Source organism: Kordiimonas sp. SCSIO 12610 (genome assembly GCF_024398015.1).
Classification (GTDB): Bacteria; Pseudomonadota; Alphaproteobacteria; order Sphingomonadales; family Kordiimonadaceae; genus CANLMI01.
Genome location: NZ_CP073747.1, coordinates 2,091,739 through 2,108,529, shown reverse-complemented (window position 1 = coordinate 2,108,529; position 16,791 = coordinate 2,091,739). Strand labels below are relative to the sequence as shown.

At 46.2% G+C, this 16,791-nt stretch carries 16 protein-coding genes and 1 tRNA gene; 12 read left to right on the top strand and 5 right to left on the bottom strand.

From position 1 onward, the window contains the following. Positions 1-31: 31 nt before the first annotated feature. Positions 32-2,128 carry a sodium-translocating pyrophosphatase gene (locus KFF44_RS09810; RefSeq protein WP_255933793.1) on the top strand — a complete coding sequence of 699 codons (2,097 nt, stop codon included), beginning with the start codon at positions 32-34 and terminating at the stop codon, positions 2,126-2,128. 73 nt (positions 2,129-2,201) lie between these two features. Here KFF44_RS09810 and KFF44_RS09805 read toward each other — a convergent pair whose 3' ends face one another. After that, positions 2,202-2,711: an outer membrane protein assembly factor BamE gene (locus KFF44_RS09805; protein WP_255933791.1), complete on the bottom strand. Its 510-nt coding sequence runs from the start codon at positions 2,709-2,711 to the stop codon at positions 2,202-2,204. 139 nt (positions 2,712-2,850) lie between these two features. Here KFF44_RS09805 and KFF44_RS09800 point away from each other — a divergent pair, with 139 nt between their 5' ends. From KFF44_RS09800 to KFF44_RS09780, 5 genes are all read left to right on the top strand, one after another. Continuing rightward, positions 2,851-3,411: a ubiquinol-cytochrome C chaperone family protein gene (locus KFF44_RS09800; protein WP_255938814.1), complete on the top strand. Its 561-nt coding sequence runs from the start codon at positions 2,851-2,853 to the stop codon at positions 3,409-3,411. A gap of 30 nt (positions 3,412-3,441) precedes the next feature. Beyond that, a complete protein-coding gene (locus KFF44_RS09795; RefSeq protein ID WP_255933789.1) occupies positions 3,442-3,999 on the top strand; it encodes a DUF177 domain-containing protein in 558 nt (185 codons plus the stop codon). A 125-nt stretch (positions 4,000-4,124) separates the two neighbouring features. Next, a complete protein-coding gene (gene plsX, locus KFF44_RS09790) occupies positions 4,125-5,156 on the top strand; it encodes a phosphate acyltransferase PlsX (protein ID WP_255933787.1) in 1,032 nt (343 codons plus the stop codon). Positions 5,157-5,316: 160 nt separating this feature from the next. After that, positions 5,317-5,607, top strand: coding sequence for an integration host factor subunit alpha (locus KFF44_RS09785; RefSeq protein ID WP_255933786.1), 291 nt, complete (start codon positions 5,317-5,319; stop codon positions 5,605-5,607). 20 nt (positions 5,608-5,627) lie between these two features. After that, complete coding sequence (locus KFF44_RS09780) at positions 5,628-6,131, top strand: MerR family transcriptional regulator (RefSeq protein ID WP_255933785.1); 504 nt, start codon at positions 5,628-5,630, stop codon at positions 6,129-6,131. 25 nt (positions 6,132-6,156) lie between these two features. Here the strand turns inward: KFF44_RS09780 and KFF44_RS09775 are convergent, their stop codons facing one another. Next, positions 6,157-6,807, bottom strand: coding sequence for a metalloregulator ArsR/SmtB family transcription factor (locus tag KFF44_RS09775; protein WP_255933784.1), 651 nt, complete (start codon positions 6,805-6,807; stop codon positions 6,157-6,159). A 261-nt stretch (positions 6,808-7,068) separates the two neighbouring features. On the opposite strand from KFF44_RS09775, the gene KFF44_RS09770 reads away from it, so the two are divergent. Together KFF44_RS09770 and KFF44_RS09765 are read left to right on the top strand one after the other, a co-directional pair. After that, positions 7,069-8,709 (top strand): Rieske 2Fe-2S domain-containing protein, encoded by a 1,641-nt coding sequence (locus tag KFF44_RS09770; protein ID WP_255933782.1) that lies wholly within the window; start codon positions 7,069-7,071, stop codon positions 8,707-8,709. 125 nt (positions 8,710-8,834) lie between these two features. Beyond that, positions 8,835-8,911 (top strand) — tRNA-Pro (locus KFF44_RS09765). Between the two features lie 101 nt (positions 8,912-9,012). Here KFF44_RS09765 and KFF44_RS09760 read toward each other — a convergent pair. From KFF44_RS09760 to KFF44_RS09750, 3 genes are all read right to left on the bottom strand, one after another. Beyond that, the gene (locus tag KFF44_RS09760) at positions 9,013-9,960 is read right to left on the bottom strand and encodes a hypothetical protein (RefSeq protein WP_255933776.1); all 948 of its coding nucleotides are present in this window, start codon (positions 9,958-9,960) and stop codon (positions 9,013-9,015) included. Between the two features lie 127 nt (positions 9,961-10,087). Then, a complete protein-coding gene (locus KFF44_RS09755; RefSeq protein WP_255933775.1) occupies positions 10,088-10,270 on the bottom strand; it encodes a hypothetical protein in 183 nt (60 codons plus the stop codon). 15 nt (positions 10,271-10,285) lie between these two features. Then, positions 10,286-10,462, bottom strand: coding sequence for a hypothetical protein (locus KFF44_RS09750; RefSeq protein ID WP_255933774.1), 177 nt, complete (start codon positions 10,460-10,462; stop codon positions 10,286-10,288). Between the two features lie 290 nt (positions 10,463-10,752). On the opposite strand from KFF44_RS09750, the gene KFF44_RS09745 reads away from it, so the two are divergent. The 4 genes from KFF44_RS09745 (at position 10,753) to meaB (ending at position 16,704) form a co-directional block, all read left to right on the top strand. After that, entirely contained in the window at positions 10,753-11,559 is an 807-nt protein-coding gene (locus KFF44_RS09745; RefSeq protein ID WP_255933772.1) for a sulfite exporter TauE/SafE family protein, read from the top strand. Positions 11,560-11,668: 109 nt separating this feature from the next. Beyond that, positions 11,669-13,522, top strand: coding sequence for a methylmalonyl-CoA mutase family protein (locus tag KFF44_RS09740; RefSeq protein WP_255933770.1), 1,854 nt, complete (start codon positions 11,669-11,671; stop codon positions 13,520-13,522). Then, complete coding sequence (gene scpA / locus KFF44_RS09735) at positions 13,519-15,678, top strand: methylmalonyl-CoA mutase (protein WP_255933769.1); 2,160 nt, start codon at positions 13,519-13,521, stop codon at positions 15,676-15,678. Before KFF44_RS09740 ends, scpA begins: the two co-directional genes overlap by 4 nt. After that, on the top strand, positions 15,679-16,704 hold the full coding sequence (gene meaB, locus KFF44_RS09730) for a methylmalonyl Co-A mutase-associated GTPase MeaB (RefSeq protein ID WP_255933767.1): 1,026 nt from the start codon (positions 15,679-15,681) through the stop codon (positions 16,702-16,704). Positions 16,705-16,791: the final 87 nt, after the last annotated feature.

The following is a 16,791-nucleotide window of genomic DNA, read 5'->3' as shown; positions in this document are numbered from 1 at the left end:
TTTGGTTTAATCAGGGAGAGGGAGTTATCCTATGGACGTTTTATACGCTGCCATATTGTGTGGAGTGTTAGCCGTTGTGTACGGCGTGTGGGCTAGACAGTCCATCTTGTCAGCTAGTGCAGGCAGCGAGAAAATGCAGGAAATTGCTGGTGCGATCCAGGAAGGAGCACAAGCATATCTTAATCGTCAATATCGTACAATTGCCATCGTTGGTGTTGTTGTTGCTATTGGATTGTTTCTAACGATTGGCCAGTGGGCTGCAATTGGTTTCGTAATTGGGGCCATTCTGTCCGGTGCTGCTGGGTATATCGGTATGGTTATATCGGTCAAGGCCAACGTACGCACAACTGAGGCAGCGAGAACCGGACTTCAGCAAGGACTTGATATTGCCTTTAAATCAGGCGCGGTTACCGGAATGTTGGTTGCAGGCCTCGCGCTTTTGGCAGTAGCTGGTTACTATGTGCTACTTGTTGGTCCACTTGGTTTCAGCCTCGATGACCCAACCCAGAAACGAACCATTGTGGATGGTCTTGTCTCGCTTGGTTTCGGTGCATCATTGATTTCAATTTTCGCCCGTCTTGGCGGCGGTATTTTTACCAAGGGTGCAGACGTTGGTGCTGACCTTGTTGGTAAGGTAGAAGCAGGTATTCCTGAGGATGATCCACGTAACCCTGCTGTGATTGCCGATAACGTTGGTGATAATGTTGGTGACTGCGCTGGCATGGCTGCCGACCTATTTGAGACCTATGTGGTGACGATTGGTGCAACAATGGTTCTATCGGCGCTATTCATTGCAAATGGTGCTGCTGATATTATGCAACTGCCGCTTATCATCGGTGGTGGCTGTATCATTACGTCTATTATTGGTACTTTCTTTGTGAAACTTGGTAGCAATCAATCTATTATGGGGGCCTTATATAAGGGCTTCATTGTTACGGCTGTGCTTTCAGCGTTTGTTATGTACGGCGTAATGGCTTGGGCACTGGGTGATATGAATGCGGAATATGCAGCAGGTTCGACCTCATTCACTGGAATGTCCTTATTCTATTGTGGTCTTGTTGGTCTTGTTGTGACAGGCGTGATTATCTGGATTACCGAATATTATACGAGTACCGAATATCGTCCGGTTCGCTCTATCGCGAAGGCGTCGGAAACGGGCCATGGTACGAATGTGATTCAGGGCCTTGCAGTATCCTTGGAGGCTACAGCACTACCCGCAATCGTTATCTGTGCAGGTATCATTATCGCTTACAAGCTTGCTGGTATTTTGGGACTTGGCTTTGCGGCGACAGCGATGCTTGCGCTTGCAGGGATGGTTGTTGCACTTGATGCATATGGTCCGGTTACCGATAACGCCGGCGGTATTGCAGAAATGGCAGGTCTTGACGATGATGTGCGTAACCGCACCGATGCCCTTGATGCTGTTGGTAATACAACAAAAGCTGTTACCAAAGGATATGCTATCGGTTCAGCAGGTCTCGCTGCACTTGTGTTGTTCGGTGCCTATACCGCTGACCTTAACGCATACTTCAGTGATGTCGTCGTAGATTTCAGCCTTGCTAACCCATATGTGGTTGTTGGTCTGTTTATTGGTGCACTTTTGCCATATCTGTTTGGGGCAATGGGCATGATGGCTGTTGGCCGCGCTGGCGGTGAAGTGGTTGAGGAAGTGCGTGCACAGTTCCGTGAAAACCCTGGTATTATGGAAGGTACAGCAAAACCGGATTATGCACGCTCTGTTGATCTTCTGACCAAGGCGGCGATTAAGGAAATGGTTGTACCAAGTCTTCTTCCTGTTGCAGCTCCTATTGCCACATACTTTATCATCAATCTGATTGCCGGGCAGGCGGCTGCATTCGCGGCCCTTGGTGCTTTGCTTCTCGGTGTAATTGTTGGTGGTTTGTTTGTGGCGCTATCGATGACCGCAGGTGGTGGTGCCTGGGATAACGCCAAAAAGTACATCGAAGACGGCAACCACGGTGGTAAAGGGTCTGAGGCGCACAAAGCTGCTGTAACGGGTGATACAGTTGGTGATCCTTATAAGGATACTGCTGGACCAGCGGTTAATCCGATGATTAAGATTGCTAATATCGTCGCGTTGTTGCTTTTGGCAATGCTTGCCCATTAAAGAAAAGCATAATAACAAAAAGAAAGCCCCGGCAAAATGTCCGGGGCTTTTTTATATCAAATATAAACTGAGCTTATGAACCGTTAGGTCCGTTGCCTCCTTGTGGAGCACCAACAGGGGCCTGTCCGCCAAAGCGACCAAGCGAACCGAAAATTTGTTGGAAAAATCCGATGTTTGTTCCGCGTGTTTTGGTTTTGCCGCCAACAGGATTGATTACCTGCATGTCAGAGAGGTCGAAATTTTCGATTTTCTCTACAATCCCGCTTTCGTTAAAACCAACAGCCAGAACCCTGTGTTCCTTGGCTTCAGGCCAGAATACAGGCCTAACTTTTACAGTGGTTGAAACATAGTACCAAACATCATTTGAGAAGGTGCCGCGGACGGTTGGTGTTCCAAGGGTCGATTCAACGGATTGACGGTTATCAATGCCTGCTGTGATCGCATCAGCGAGTTCTGCATCGAAAACATACCCCCGGATTGAGCGTGAATTGCTGCATGCACTTATTGAAATGCCAAGTGCAAGGACAATAGTCATCTTACCGATTTTACTATATGGTTTCATATTGCTGATTTTATCAACCATGATGCTGGAACACCCTTAATTATCAAACTTTGATCGCACATTCATAGCCTGTTCTTATTGCACTTATCAAGAGCGCATGATAGAGCGGGCGCAGAAAACTAACCTTAAGACCTAAATTGGGCAAGAAAAAGGTGTGGCTATGATTAAGCGCTGGCTAGAAAATCGAAAAATGACGCAGATAGCGCATGACCTTTATTGTGGTTTGGTCGAGCAATCTCGCGAGCCGGTTTTTTATGAAAGATTTGGTGTTGAAGATAGCCTGGAAGGCAGGCTTGACCTTATCCTTCTGCATATGTTTTTGACAATACAGTATCTTAAGAATGCAAAGGGTCAGACACAGCGCCTTATTCAGATTTTGCAGGAAGTTATGATTAGAGACATAGATCGTTCGCTGCGCGAAATTGGTGTTGGCGATATGAATGTTGGTAAACAAATGAAGGGTGTTGGTGCGTCATTGCTTGGGAGGCTTAAGGTCTATACAGACGCAATGAACGATGAAAACCCCGATGTTGCGTTTCGGGGGCCAATTGAAAAAAATATATACAGGTCAGAGGCTGATGAAGAAACAGTAATTGATGAAGCGGATGTATCTGCAATAGTTTCATATGTCACAAAAGCACTGTCCAAAGAATATATGGATAAGAATATAGAGAGTTATTCAACAGGCAATGTTGATTTTCCTGAAATCATGGAAGCCTGATTGGGTAAAGTATGACAAGGAGGGCCAAGAATGGCTCAATCAATAGATTTTTCTCATAGCCTGAATGTATCAGAGCTATCGTCAGATGGGCGGGACTATAAGTTGGTCGCTGATCAGGTCGTTTTTGATGAGGTTAAAGAGCGCTTTGATATTGTGGATATTACAATGTTTGAAGCCTTGATTACTATTCAGGACCAAGGCAAACATAACGGTGTTTGGGTCACTGGCCATATCAAGGCCGCGCTCACACAAAAATGTATCGTTAGTCTGGAAGACGTTCATGAAGATATCGATGAAGCCTTTGAGCTTTTATTGGTCAACGAAGCGACGGTAGAGCGTTTTGATAATGATGAAGCATATCTGGATCCTGAAATCCCTGATTATGACCTACTGGAAGGTGATACACTGTCCCCAGGTGAGGTTGCTATTCAAACGCTTTCGATCTTGATGAACCCGTATCCCAGAAAAGATGGAGCGGAAATAGATTTAGGTAATGCTTCTGGCATTAGTCTAAATGAAGAGGAAATCAAGCGCCCCAATCCTTTTGCGGTGCTTGGGGAACTTGGCGACGATAACAAGAAATCTTGAAGTCTCATATAAAAACACTATTGTTTAAATATGTTTAGATAATAGGTACCTGTGCACAAATGATATTGAGTTACGAGTATAAAGAGTGCTGTATCATATAAAAAAGCCATGATAGGAAAAAATTAGTGGCCAAAAATATAACAATTGCAGTGGATGCAATGGGCGGTGATCATGCACCACAGATGGTAATTGATGGTCTTGCAGAAGCTCGTATTCTATATCCTGAAGTTAAATATCTAATTTTTGGTGATGAAAAGCATATTGGCTCCATGGTTGCGGCACATTCTGCCCTAGCTGAAGCCAGCGAAATCATTCATACAACGGATATCGTTTCTTCTGACGCCAAGCCATCACAAGCGCTGCGCCGTGGTCGTAAGTCATCTATGGGATTGGCTATTCAGGCCGTTAAGGATGGGAAGGCAGATGTGTGTGTGTCTGCTGGTAACACAGGCGCCTTGATGGCGTTATCAATGTTTATTCTGCGCACAATGCCAGGTATTGATCGACCTGCGCTCGCTTCGCCCGTGCCGACACTCCGCGGTGAAAGTGTTATGCTTGATCTTGGTGCCAATGTTGAAAGTAATGCGAATAGCTTGTTACAATTCGCTATTATGGGCGCAGCCTATGCCCGTACTGTCTTTGGCCTTTCGAAGCCTTCGGTCGCGCTATTGAATGTTGGTGTTGAAGACTTGAAAGGGCGTGACAGTATTAAAGCTGCCGCCGATATGATCAGAACTGCCTCACATGTGCCTATGAAGTTTACAGGATTTGTTGAGGGAGACGGTATCACGGCAGGCGAGGTTGATGTTATCGTAACAGATGGCTTCACGGGTAATGTTGCATTAAAGACAATGGAAGGCACCGCCAAGTTTATTGGCGCGCTGTTGGAACGTGCTTTCAAATCTTCTTTGTCAACCAAAATGGGTTATTTGTTCTCTCGGCAGGGTATTAACTCGCTCCGCGACCATTTGGACCCCAATAACCATAATGGTGGTGTTTTCCTTGGCCTTAATGGATTGGTTGTGAAAAGCCATGGCGGTGCAAACGCACCTGGCTTTGCGTCAGCAATTTCAACGGCTATTGATATGGTTGATAATAGCCTGATTGAATTGATTACAGAAAATTTGCCTGACGAGTCGGATGACGTAGCGTCATAATCTCATCGAATTTTTTGTATCATAGTGACATATTCTTAAGTTAATTCTTATAAATTAGGTATAAGCTTATGAATATAAGGCAGAATATGCGCTCGTGTTTGACTCTACAGTGCATATTTCGTATCTTATTTTCTGATAACTAAATATGCGGAGGGTTAAAATGAGCGGCAAGACATTAACACGTGCTGATTTGACAGAGTCTCTATATGAAGAGATTGGCCTATCCCGTAACGAGTCAGCAGATCTCGTTGAAAGCATTCTTGGGGAAATTTCCGATAGCTTAATCAAAGGGGATAATGTCAAAATTTCCTCATTTGGTAGCTTTCTTGTTCGCCAAAAGAACGGCCGTATGGGGCGTAATCCAAAAACCGGCGAAGAAGTGCCAATTGATCCGCGCAGGGTTTTGGTATTTAGACCTTCACAGGTCATGAAAGATCGTATCAATAACTAACAATTTGGAGTTTGATACGAGTGAATGATCCTGCAGATAAAGAAGAACGACTGCGGAGCGGTAAGGCGCGCGAAGCTTTTCGTACGATTTCTGAGGTCGCAGAAGACCTCGATCTTCCGCAACATGTTCTGAGGTTCTGGGAAAGCAAGTTTTGTCAGATACGTCCTTTAAAGCGTGGTGGGAATCGTCGATATTATCGGCCCGATGATATTGTTCTTCTAAAAGCTATCAGGCACTTATTGCATGCGGAAGGTTACACAATCCGCGGCGTGCAAAAACTATTCAAGGAGCAGGGGGTTAAAGTAACGATTGCTCAGGCCCTGGGGGATCCCACAGAACAGGTTGGTACACCGCCTGCGGCAATTCCAGATTTATCCGTTGATATGCCACCAGAAGATACTAGCGGTTCAGGAATTGAAGCAATACAGGGTGATTCCTCAACGCCTTTGCTTAATGAAGCGGTCAAGCAAGATCTGAAAAATATTCTTGAAGAACTAAAGTCTATCCGCGCAATGTTGGATTAAGCTTTCTCGTTCTCTTTTCTTTTCCCTATATTTTTCGAGGACTAATTTTGTAGGCGCACCGTCTGGCGCCTGATAATTTGTGTTCTGTTCGCTCAACTTCGGCGATGTCTTCCAAGAGCTTCTGGAAAATATTTAGTTCTTGTGAACATAGGCCGCTACATACCTTCGCTGCCTCACAAATGGGGCAATGATTTTCAACAAGGATGAATGTATCATCGCCGGGTTCATCCGATGGGGTAATGACTTCCGCCATATACCCTTCTTGGCTTCGATATTTTGCCAGGCCGGCAAGCCGGGATTGAACCGTTGTTTTGTTACTTAAAGCATCATTATAGGATTGATACTGTTTTTTTGAGCGATGAAGAATCAACTTATCAAGCGCCTCTTCGCCCAAGCTTTCTCTTACGCTTTCGATGATATCGAGGCTAAGATCACGGTGGGCATCAGGAAAGTAGGTATCCGCTTTTTCTGTTAATTCCCAGTATTTGGTTGGACGACCACGGCCACTGGCGACGCTTATGCAGCTAACAGCGCCTTCGTCCTCTAATTGCTGAAAGTGCTGAAATATCGCCATGGGGGTGACGTTGAGTTCAGCCGCCAGTTCCGCTGATTTCAGCCTGCCACGGCGTTTTAGTTCGGTCAGGATGACTTCTCGTGTGCTTAGGTTTTTATTCATTCATATAGCCAATTTTTCTGTTCGATTTATTTAATAAAGAAAAAAGTTGATAAAATCAAACAAGAAGCGTATTGAATATTTAATAAAGAAAAAACTTTATTAAATAGGAGGTGCAAATGACACAAGACAAGGCTTGGATAGAATACGGGCGTTTACGCCAGGAAATGAAGGAACACCAAAGTGTGAAAGAAGGGTGCTGTGGTCGCAACCGATCCAAAACAGTTTCACATTTGACGAATAACAAAGAAAAAGGAGCGGATAATGAATTCGACCAATGCTTTGATCAATGTAGGTGCATTGCCTGATTTGGATCAAAAGGGCCGGGCGCTTGTCAAACTATCAGGGAAACAGATTGCGATCTTCAAAGATGCCGATAATCAGTTATATGCCATAAATAATCGTTGCCCCCATGAAGGCTATCCCTTGATTGAGGGGACAATAACGGAAGCCACTGATGATGGTGATGCGCCAAAAGCCTGTAAGCTTGCATGCAATTGGCATGGGTGGTCGTTTGATCTATCTGACGGCGAGGCCCTTAAGGGGCGCGATAACGTACGAACCTATCCTATAGAAAAGCGGGGCAGTGACTATTTTCTGGATCTATCAGATATAGATCCCGCTGTTCGCACGGAACAGGCCTATAATGAATTTGATGAGGCGATAAGCGAACATGATTATGATCGTATTGCACGGTCTCTTTGCCGGCTAGAGCAAGCGGGTGCGAAGCTTGAAAATAGTGTCAAGCGCGTGTTGCGCTGGAGTGCTGATCGGTTCGAGCGTGGTATTGGCCACCCTCATGCCGGACTCGTAGATTGGATAACGCTATCTAAGGAATTCAAGGGAAATCGTACACTTGCATTTCTAGAGGCAATTGGCCATTTTTCCTGGGATGGTATGATGGGCGCAAATTTTCCCTTCGCATCAGGGTATAAGGAATGGTCTGCGGATGAGTTTGTAGATGCCATAGAAGAGGTAGATGAGGATACAGCGATTAAGCTGGCCCGCGATGGATTAAAAAAAGGGCTAAAATTCGCTAATTTTAAACCCTTGTTCCAGAAGGTGATCTTTAATCACTATATGGGGTTTGGGCATCCTGCGATCTATTTGATGAAAATCGAAATTCTGGTTAACCATTTAGGTGATGACACCCTGGAAACACTCGTGTTCCAGATGACGAGATATTTAACCAATGCAGCACGCGAGGATTTGATCCCAGAGTTCAGAATGTTTGGGGGGTGTCTAAAACGTTTTACGACCAATCAACAGCAGGAATTTCCTGCTTTGCCTGATAGTGATGCACAAAGTGCTGATTTGCCTCGCTCAGGTGATAGTGTTCGCGCGGTATTAGAGAAAACAGCTGCTTACAAAGGTGATAATCATCGTTTATGGGAACATTTGCTGCGGGAGAGCGCCATAAATATGTTGCGGTTTGATGTTGGTCTACAGGATAAAATTGAGCAACCAATCGCCCGAAATATTGGATGGCTCGATTTCACCCATGCAATCACTTTTGCGGAGGCCGTTAAGTTTCACAGTAATGATAATACAGCGACGACCATAAGGTTTATGAAATCGGGATTATTGCAAATGGCCTGCTTTGTCGGGCGCAATGCCAGATACCTCGGTGATAATGAGTTTGAGACACATCAAATCTCTGACCATAATCAGTATATTCAGGATCAAAAAGCAGCGCTTTTTAACATGGATGAGGGCGAATATATTTATGCAGTCCATCGCCTCAAGATGATATGTGCCGTTGAGAAATTATCGGGCATGGTGTCCGTTGAAACGGTGTCATTACTGGTTGCTGCCCTTAATAAATATCTATCTTCACGGATTAGAATGCGACACCCCGCAAGGGCACTATATCAGGCTCGTGAAACGGTGATGCGGGAAGGATAATCTGGATAAGGTTGGCCTCGAATAATTTTCTGGCTTTCTTGTTGCGCTCGAAAATAAGGGCGGCTATAGTCCGCCCACTTAAATACCCACACCCTTGGGATATGGTGAAACCATATAATTTCTGTCGGGGAGTAGCGCAGCCTGGTAGCGCACTTCACTGGGGGTGAAGGGGTCGCAGGTTCGAATCCTGTCTCTCCGACCAATAAATACCTTTAATTACATAAGGTTATGAAAGATGCCTCGTTGGAAACAACGAGGCGTTTTTTTGAATGGGGTACGATTGGGGTACAGTTTGATTATGTGTTAATCCCCATTTACAACCGCGATATACTTACCATCAGGGCTGATGGCGAGGCGTGAAATATTCTTGAGATCACTCTCAGATAAATCCGCGAATTCTGTCCAGCTATCGTCACCAATTTTGCGTTCATAAAGTTTGCTTCCGTTACCGGAAATAAACCGTACACCCAGCGGTGCATTGTCATCGATCATCAGATTGTAATGCTCGTTATTGCCGGGAAGGTCGAAAACGGGTGAAACTTTTCGGCTTTTGATGTCGAGGTGGTGAATCATAAAGGGTTCATTTTCGCGCCGCTCAGTAAACATATAGCCACTTCCATCCGGCAAGGCATAAAGCGCGCGACCGATATTTTCAAAAATGATTTCTTCTTTTTGGCTTTCCCGTTCAACAAGTCTGAGGGTGGATGGATTACCAAGGGCAAATACCGCGAGATACTGTGTACCCACTCCCCATGCGTGATAGCCAACAGGACTGATGTCTATAATTGGTGCTCCTTTTGCTGTATCCGTAAAGGGATATTTCCACACTTGCTGTCCGCCGCGATTTTCTTTTTCTTTAATGACTGAATAGCCTGACCCATCCGGTATAAGTTTTGGGGAATATTCGCTATTATTGTGGTTGTTGGTAATTTGTGTCTTCGCGCCGTCTTTGACGGAATATTGCCAAATATCCATTCGTTGTTCAGCGCCCTCCGAGACAAATAGAAAATGCTGACTGTCCTTTGTGAAATAGGGTTGATTATCATAGCCCTTATGATTGCTGGCATTCTTTACATTGCTGGTTTTTAAGATGCCATTTTCCCGCATAAGGTTTGCAAGGTAAATTTCAGTTTCTGGCGGTGCCCCGACATTATTAGGCGTACTCGCAGGTGTTTGCTGGGCATATGCATATGTGCTTGGTAGCAGACTAAGTGTGATAGCAAATACAGATAGTTTAAATTTTGGTGCCATGTTTTCCTCCCCGATTAGCCCAGCATGTTAGAGGGGGAGGAGTTTAATAGCTATCAAAAAGAAAGCATGAATAAAGGTTACTCTCTAATACAATATTCGCCTTTAAAAGGATATATCGAATGCGTTGTTAGTCAAAACTATCATGATCATAGTGCGCTGGCTGATCAGGATGTTCTGAATAAAAGCGGGCAATTGCCAATCCACGTTTGGCGTATGTTAATTTGTGCCAGTCGATATTTTGACTATCAATCCAATCTTTAAAGATTTTTGTTTCTTGTATCCAAAGGCCAGATGAAGGTGACGATTTCATCTCATAGACCTCTGTTTAAATATCTGAGAAAGGTGTATTGCCGGATACGTGTCGAACACCTTCAATTTGATTGCGTAGCCTTTTCAATTGCAAATGAAGATCTGCAATCAAATGATCATCATTAGTTAAATCAACGGAATTGGAAGTAATATCTGATTTTTCCCGCTCGTCGCTTTCAGACTGTTTGCTCATGATTTTACTTTTACTCTAAAAGGCCCCATTCATTTCAGACAGTATCAAACTATACTTCATATGTCTTTATTATCGCCGTTTTTATACTTAGATGTGATTGCAGGGGGTAATTTCGTGAAAATACTAAATTTGAACCAACACCATTGTTAATATTGAGTTCATATTGATGGTGCGTACGATCAACCGTAACTGCACCTTGTTTTTTGACATTGCTCAAAACTCCCCCTAGGTTGGCGGGCATTATTAACGATAAGTTCCTATATTCATTTGCGTTACTTGGAGTGTGGCCATTGGAAGACCTATTCGTCTTTATCTTACCCTTGTTGGGGGCTGGAGCTGTTGCAGGGTTCCTTGCAGGCTTGCTTGGAATTGGCGGTGGGGTTGTTACAATTCCTGCGCTTTTTATTGCGCTTGAGGGGCTTGGTGTTCCCATTGAATGGCGCATGCATACCGCTATTGCAACCTCCCTTGTTATTATTATTGCTACGAATAGTTCCAGTGTTTATGCGCACCACAAGAAACAGGGTGTGGATTGGGAGATTGTGAAAAATTGGTGGTTTGTGATTTTGGTGGGTGCGGTCGCAGGTAGTTTTTTTGCAAAAACTCTAAAAACAGAAGAATTGGTATATATATTTGCAACACTTGCAGCCCTGTTGGCGCTAAAAATGCTATTGCCATTTGATAAGTTTAAGGCTGGAGATGCTCTGCCTTCGGGTTTGTTTCGCTATGTCAATCCTGGTCTGATCGGCTTTTTCTCTGCTGTGATGGGAATCGGTGGCGGTAGTTTTTCAGTCCCTTATATGACGCTTTATAGTGTGCCTATTCACCGCGCTGTTGGTACAGCCTCATTGATTGGGCTGGTCATTAGCGTTTCCGCTGGCGCGGGCTACCTGATTGGTGGGTTGTCTATTGATGGATTGCCATCCACCAACATCGGGTTTGTAAACTGGCCATCTGCACTTATTGTGGCTGTTGCCTCTGTGTTTTTTGCGCCGCTTGGCGCAAAGGCCGCGCACAAGATGCCTAAGAAAGCGCTCAGTATTGCGTTTGGAACCTTTCTGGTGATCGCCACATATCGGTTGATTACAAGCGTATAAGGTTTGCACAATCAATGCAATTTCGCTAGGTTGCCGCCAAAGTTTATGGTTTCAAAAGGTAGCGGTGGGGTTAGCCAATATCGCTGCCATAGATAATCAGGAAGTAAGAATGAGTACACCAGCGTCCTACAGTGATGGATTTGACGCCGTTAGCGACAGCGAATGGCGTGACCTTGTAGAAAAAACCTTGAAAGGAAAGCCTTTCGATAAGGTTATGAAGGCAAGGTCTTACGATAATATAGAAATCGAGGCGCTTTATACCCCTGAAAATGTGCGCAGTGACGCACAGCCAAATGTTCGGTCAGGCAGTTGGCATATTGACACAGGGCACTGGAACCCGGATGCAAAGGCAACAAATGCAGCAATTCTCGATGATCTTGAACGCGGTGCAACCTCAATCACGTTGAAGACACAGGCTGGGCATTTCCCGGGCATTAAAGCCAGTGAGTTTGCAATAGCGCTTGATGGTGTGTTTCTAAATCTTGCACCTGTTAATTTAATTCCCGGAGAAGCCTTTGCTGAGACTGTAGATAGCTATCTGAAATATCTTGGCCAGAGCGATATTAAATGCACTGAAATCAAAGGATGCTTGGGTGTTGATCCAATTGGTGTACTCGCAAAAACGGGCCGGCTACTAACGTCGTTGGATGAATCGGTATCAGCAGCTGTAATCCTCTCCAAGGAAGTGGCTGGAAAATATCCAAACTTGCGGACAAATTCGGTTGATACAAGCGCCTATCATCTGGCGGGGGCAACTGAAGCGCAGGAGCTTGGGGTTATGCTGTCTACGCTCGCCAGTTACCTTCGCGCTTTCGAGAACGCATGTGTTGCGCCTGCTGATGCCGTAGACCAAATTGAAATATCGCTCGCTGTGGACGCTGATATTTATCTCAATATTGCAAAATTCCGTTCCGCACGCCGTTTGATAGCAAGCCTTCTGAAAGCTTGTGGTGTTGAAGGCAAAACTATTCCGATTAATGCTGTTTCCAGTCTTCGTATGATGACGGTGAAGGATCCTTGGGTAAATATCCTCCGTGCGACATCCGCTTGTTTTGCTGCGGGTGTTGGAGGCGCGGACCGTATCTCTATTCTGCCGCATGATAGTTTGATTGGGATGTCCAGCCGCTTTGCGCGTCGTATAGCCCGAAACGTTCAGATTATCCTGCAAGAAGAAAGTAGCCTTGCTGTGGTCGCGGACCCGGCCGCTGGCTCATTCGCTTTTGAAACACTCACAACCGATTTGAGTGAGAAAGCGTGGGAGTATTTCCAGAAAATTGAGAAAAGTGGTGATGTAAAAAGTGCTATTGTAAACAATACAATACAGAGTGATATTGAAGCTGAATGGCAAGAACGCATGAAGAATATCGCGAAGCGAAAGGACGCGATTACAGGCGTATCAGAGTTTCCAGATATTCATGAAAAGCCGATTGATAATACTGGTGATACGCCAGATTTCATTGAGATTGTTGCTGATGCGGGCGAGGAAACCACGCCGCTTCCGTTCCACCGCCTGAGTGAAAGTTTTGAATATTTACGATCGCTTAGTGATGCTGAGTTGGAAAGCACGGACAAACGGCCACAAATTTTCTTAGCTAATTTGGGCTCGGTTGCTGCGCATACTGCACGCGCAACCTTTGCCAAGAACTTTTTTGAAGCGGGTGGCATTGAAGCCCTTTCCAATGCCGGTTTCAGCAATACTGCTGATCTGGGAGCTAGCTACATAGAATCCAGGGCTAAGGCAGCCGTGATTTGCGGTAGTGATGCTGACTATGAAGCATTAGGTGCTGAGGTTGCTAAGGCACTCAAGGCAGCGGGATGCGAATATCTCTATCTCGCGGGGAAGCCAGCCAATATGGACGAGTTGAGGGGCGCTGGTGTGGATGATTTCATCTTCTTGGGCTGTGATGTTCTGGGAACGCTCGAAGACCTGATGAAGAAACTGAATGCAGGAGAAGAAAAATGAGCCAGATTCCTGATTTTTCAAAAGTTGCATTTTCAAGCGATACTGCTTCTGCGGCTCAGCCTAGCCAAAGCGATGTTTGGACAACACCTGAGGGCATTGATGTGAAAGGCATGTATAGTGCCGCCGACCGTGAAGGGTTTGATTTTCTGGATACCAAACCGGGGGCAGCGCCGTTCCTTCGCGGCCCGTACCCGACAATGTATGTTCAAAGGCCGTGGACTGTGCGCCAATATGCGGGCTTTTCAACAGCTGAAGATTCAAATGCATTTTATCGCCGGAACCTTGCTGCGGGCCAAAAGGGCCTTTCAGTTGCGTTCGACCTTGCGACCCATCGCGGTTACGATAGCGATCATCCGCGTGTCGTTGGTGACGTTGGGATGGCAGGCGTTGCGATTGATAGCATTTATGATATGCGCACCCTCTTTAACGGGATCCCGCTTGATCAAATGTCCGTTTCGATGACAATGAACGGTGCTGTTCTTCCTGTGCTCGCGCTTTATATTTTGGCTGCTGAAGAGCAAGGGGTGTCGCCAGAGAAACTATCGGGCACGATCCAGAATGATATCCTCAAGGAATTTATGGTTCGGAATACCTATATCTTCCCGCCAAGCCCAAGTATGCGGATTATTTCGGATATTTTCGCCTACACGTCGCAGAATATGCCCAAATTCAACAGTATCTCCATTTCCGGTTATCATATGCAGGAAGCGGGGGCGACTGCGGACCTAGAGCTTGCTTATACGCTCGCGGACGGTGTTGAATATATCCGCGCTGGCGTGGAAGCCGGGCTGGACGTAGATGCCTTTGCGCCGCGTCTCAGTTTCTTCTGGGCGATTGGTATGAATTATTTCATGGAAGTCGCGAAAATGCGCGCGGCCCGTATGCTTTGGGCAAAGCTTGTGAAAGGCTTTAACCCACAAAACCCGAAATCACTCTCGCTTCGCACCCACTGTCAGACATCAGGATGGTCGCTAACGGCGCAGGATGTATTTAATAACGTGACCCGCACCTGCATTGAGGCAATGGCTGCGGCACACGGCCATACGCAAAGCTTGCACACCAATGCGCTTGATGAAGCGCTGGCGCTTCCTACTGATTTTTCAGCTCGTATTGCGAGGAACACCCAGCTATTTATCCAACAGGAAACGGGCACGAACCGTATTATCGACCCTTGGGGCGGTAGCTATTATGTCGAAAAGCTAACTGCTGATCTGGCGGCAAAAGCATGGGCGCATATTGAAGAGGTTGAAGCCGAGGGTGGTATGGCGAAGGCGATTGAAGCCGGTATCCCAAAGCTTCGTATCGAAGACGCTGCTGCGCGGACACAGGCACGAATTGACAGTGGTCGTCAAACCGTTGTGGGCGTGAATAAATATCGCCTTGATGAAACCGAGGAAGTTGACGTTCTTAAGGTTGACAACAGCGTTGTCCGTGCCGCCCAAATTGATAAGCTTAATCGCCTGAAGGCTGAGCGTAACAGCGCAGATGTTGAAAGCGCGTTGACTGCATTGACAAATGCTGCAAACAGCGGTGATGGTAACCTCCTTGATCTTGCGGTTAGGGCAGTGCGGGCGAAGGCTACTGTCGGCGAGGTCACTGACGCATTAGAGAAGGTTTATGGCAGACACAAAGCGGAAATCAGAGCGGTGAGCGGCGTTTACAAACAGGAAGTTGGCGGCGATAATCAACTGATGAAGGATGTATTCAAAGCCGTTGATGAATTTGAAGCCAATGATGGTCGTAGACCCCGTATTCTTGTCGCTAAAATGGGGCAGGATGGACATGATCGGGGCCAGAAGGTTATTGCATCTGCATTTGCTGACCTTGGCTTTGACGTTGATATTGGCCCGCTGTTTCAGACACCGGAAGAGGCCGCACGTCAGGCGGTAGAAAATGACGTACATATTATTGGCGCGTCATCGCTCGCGGCAGGGCATTTAACGCTTGTCCCAGCGCTGCGGGCCGAACTTGAGAAACGTGGACGCGGTGACATTATGGTTGTGGCTGGCGGCGTGATACCACCGCAGGACTATGATGATCTATACGCTGCTGGTGCAGAGGCGATTTTCCCGCCAGGTACGGTGATCGCGGAAGCAGCAGGCGAGTTGATTGCCAAATTAAGCGAGCGTTTGGGCTATAGCGACGAGACGGAATAAATGTCTGATCCCAAAAATTCAAAAGATTCGGTGATAAGGCGCGTTCAGCAACCGACGCTTGATGAATTGTTCGATGGTGTGCGCGCATGCGATCGTGCGATGATTGGTCGGGCCATCACACTGATTGAAAGCCGTAACCCCAAACATCAGGAAAAAGCACAGGCCTTGCTGCATAAACTCTTGCCGTTTGCTGGCGGCGCGCAGAGGGTTGGTATATCCGGTGTGCCCGGCGTTGGTAAATCAACCTTCATCGAAGCTTTGGGTACCAAACTGACGACAGAAGATAAAAAGGTGGCTGTCCTCGCGGTTGATCCGTCGAGCGGTAGAACGGGTGGCTCTATACTTGGTGATAAGACCCGAATGGAAAAGCTCTCTGCTGACACGAATGCTTTCATTCGTCCAAGTCCTAGCGCCGGTGTGTTAGGCGGTGTTGCGCGTGCAACGCGTGAAACGATTGCGGTTTTGGAGGCAGCAGGCTTTGATGTTGTTCTGGTTGAAACGGTGGGGACAGGACAATCTGAAACCATGGTTTCAGATATGGTGGATTTTTTCCTTGTGCTTATGCTGCCAGGGGCAGGGGACGAATTGCAGGGTATCAAAAAGGGTATTCTTGAGCTCGCGGATATGATCGCCCTCAATAAATCAGATATTTTTGCGGATAAGATCAAACAGGCAACGCGCGAATATAAATCAGCGCTTCATATCATGCGTGATGCTAGTCCGAATTGGCACCCGCCGGTGCTTGGCTGCTCTGCGATCACAGGCGATGGCATCGATGGTCTTTGGGAAACGATTGAAAAGCATGACCGTATTATGACGGATAGCGGTGAGCGTGAAGCCCGGCGTGTTCAACAGAAACTTTCCTGGTTAGACGCCCATATTCGCGACCGATTGCTTGATGATTTCTATGGCAACACAGATGTGGCAGAAGTTATTGATACTGTGAAATCCGCTATAACCAATGGTGAGACGACGGTATCGCATGCTGTTACAAAGCTTTTGGGTGCTTATCAGGCAGGCAAATAATATTGATCAACAAAAGGTGTTTGCTGGTTAATTGACCAATGAGCTCGCAGCAATTTAGGCTGTTCTATAGATAATTAGAAAGCCCAT

Coding starts and splice junctions, on each gene's coding strand:
- KFF44_RS09810 (WP_255933793.1), top strand. CDS start 32: ATGGACGTTTTATACGCTGCCATATTGTGTGGAGTGTTAGCCGTTGTG.
- KFF44_RS09805 (WP_255933791.1), bottom strand. CDS start 2,711: ATGGTTGATAAAATCAGCAATATGAAACCATATAGTAAAATCGGTAAG.
- KFF44_RS09800 (WP_255938814.1), top strand. CDS start 2,851: ATGATTAAGCGCTGGCTAGAAAATCGAAAAATGACGCAGATAGCGCAT.
- KFF44_RS09795 (WP_255933789.1), top strand. CDS start 3,442: ATGGCTCAATCAATAGATTTTTCTCATAGCCTGAATGTATCAGAGCTA.
- KFF44_RS09785 (WP_255933786.1), top strand. CDS start 5,317: ATGAGCGGCAAGACATTAACACGTGCTGATTTGACAGAGTCTCTATAT.
- KFF44_RS09775 (WP_255933784.1), bottom strand. CDS start 6,807: ATGAATAAAAACCTAAGCACACGAGAAGTCATCCTGACCGAACTAAAA.
- KFF44_RS09770 (WP_255933782.1), top strand. CDS start 7,069: ATGAATTCGACCAATGCTTTGATCAATGTAGGTGCATTGCCTGATTTG.
- KFF44_RS09760 (WP_255933776.1), bottom strand. CDS start 9,960: ATGGCACCAAAATTTAAACTATCTGTATTTGCTATCACACTTAGTCTG.
- KFF44_RS09755 (WP_255933775.1), bottom strand. CDS start 10,270: ATGAAATCGTCACCTTCATCTGGCCTTTGGATACAAGAAACAAAAATC.
- KFF44_RS09750 (WP_255933774.1), bottom strand. CDS start 10,462: ATGAGCAAACAGTCTGAAAGCGACGAGCGGGAAAAATCAGATATTACT.
- KFF44_RS09740 (WP_255933770.1), top strand. CDS start 11,669: ATGAGTACACCAGCGTCCTACAGTGATGGATTTGACGCCGTTAGCGAC.
- scpA (WP_255933769.1), top strand. CDS start 13,519: ATGAGCCAGATTCCTGATTTTTCAAAAGTTGCATTTTCAAGCGATACT.
- meaB (WP_255933767.1), top strand. CDS start 15,679: ATGTCTGATCCCAAAAATTCAAAAGATTCGGTGATAAGGCGCGTTCAG.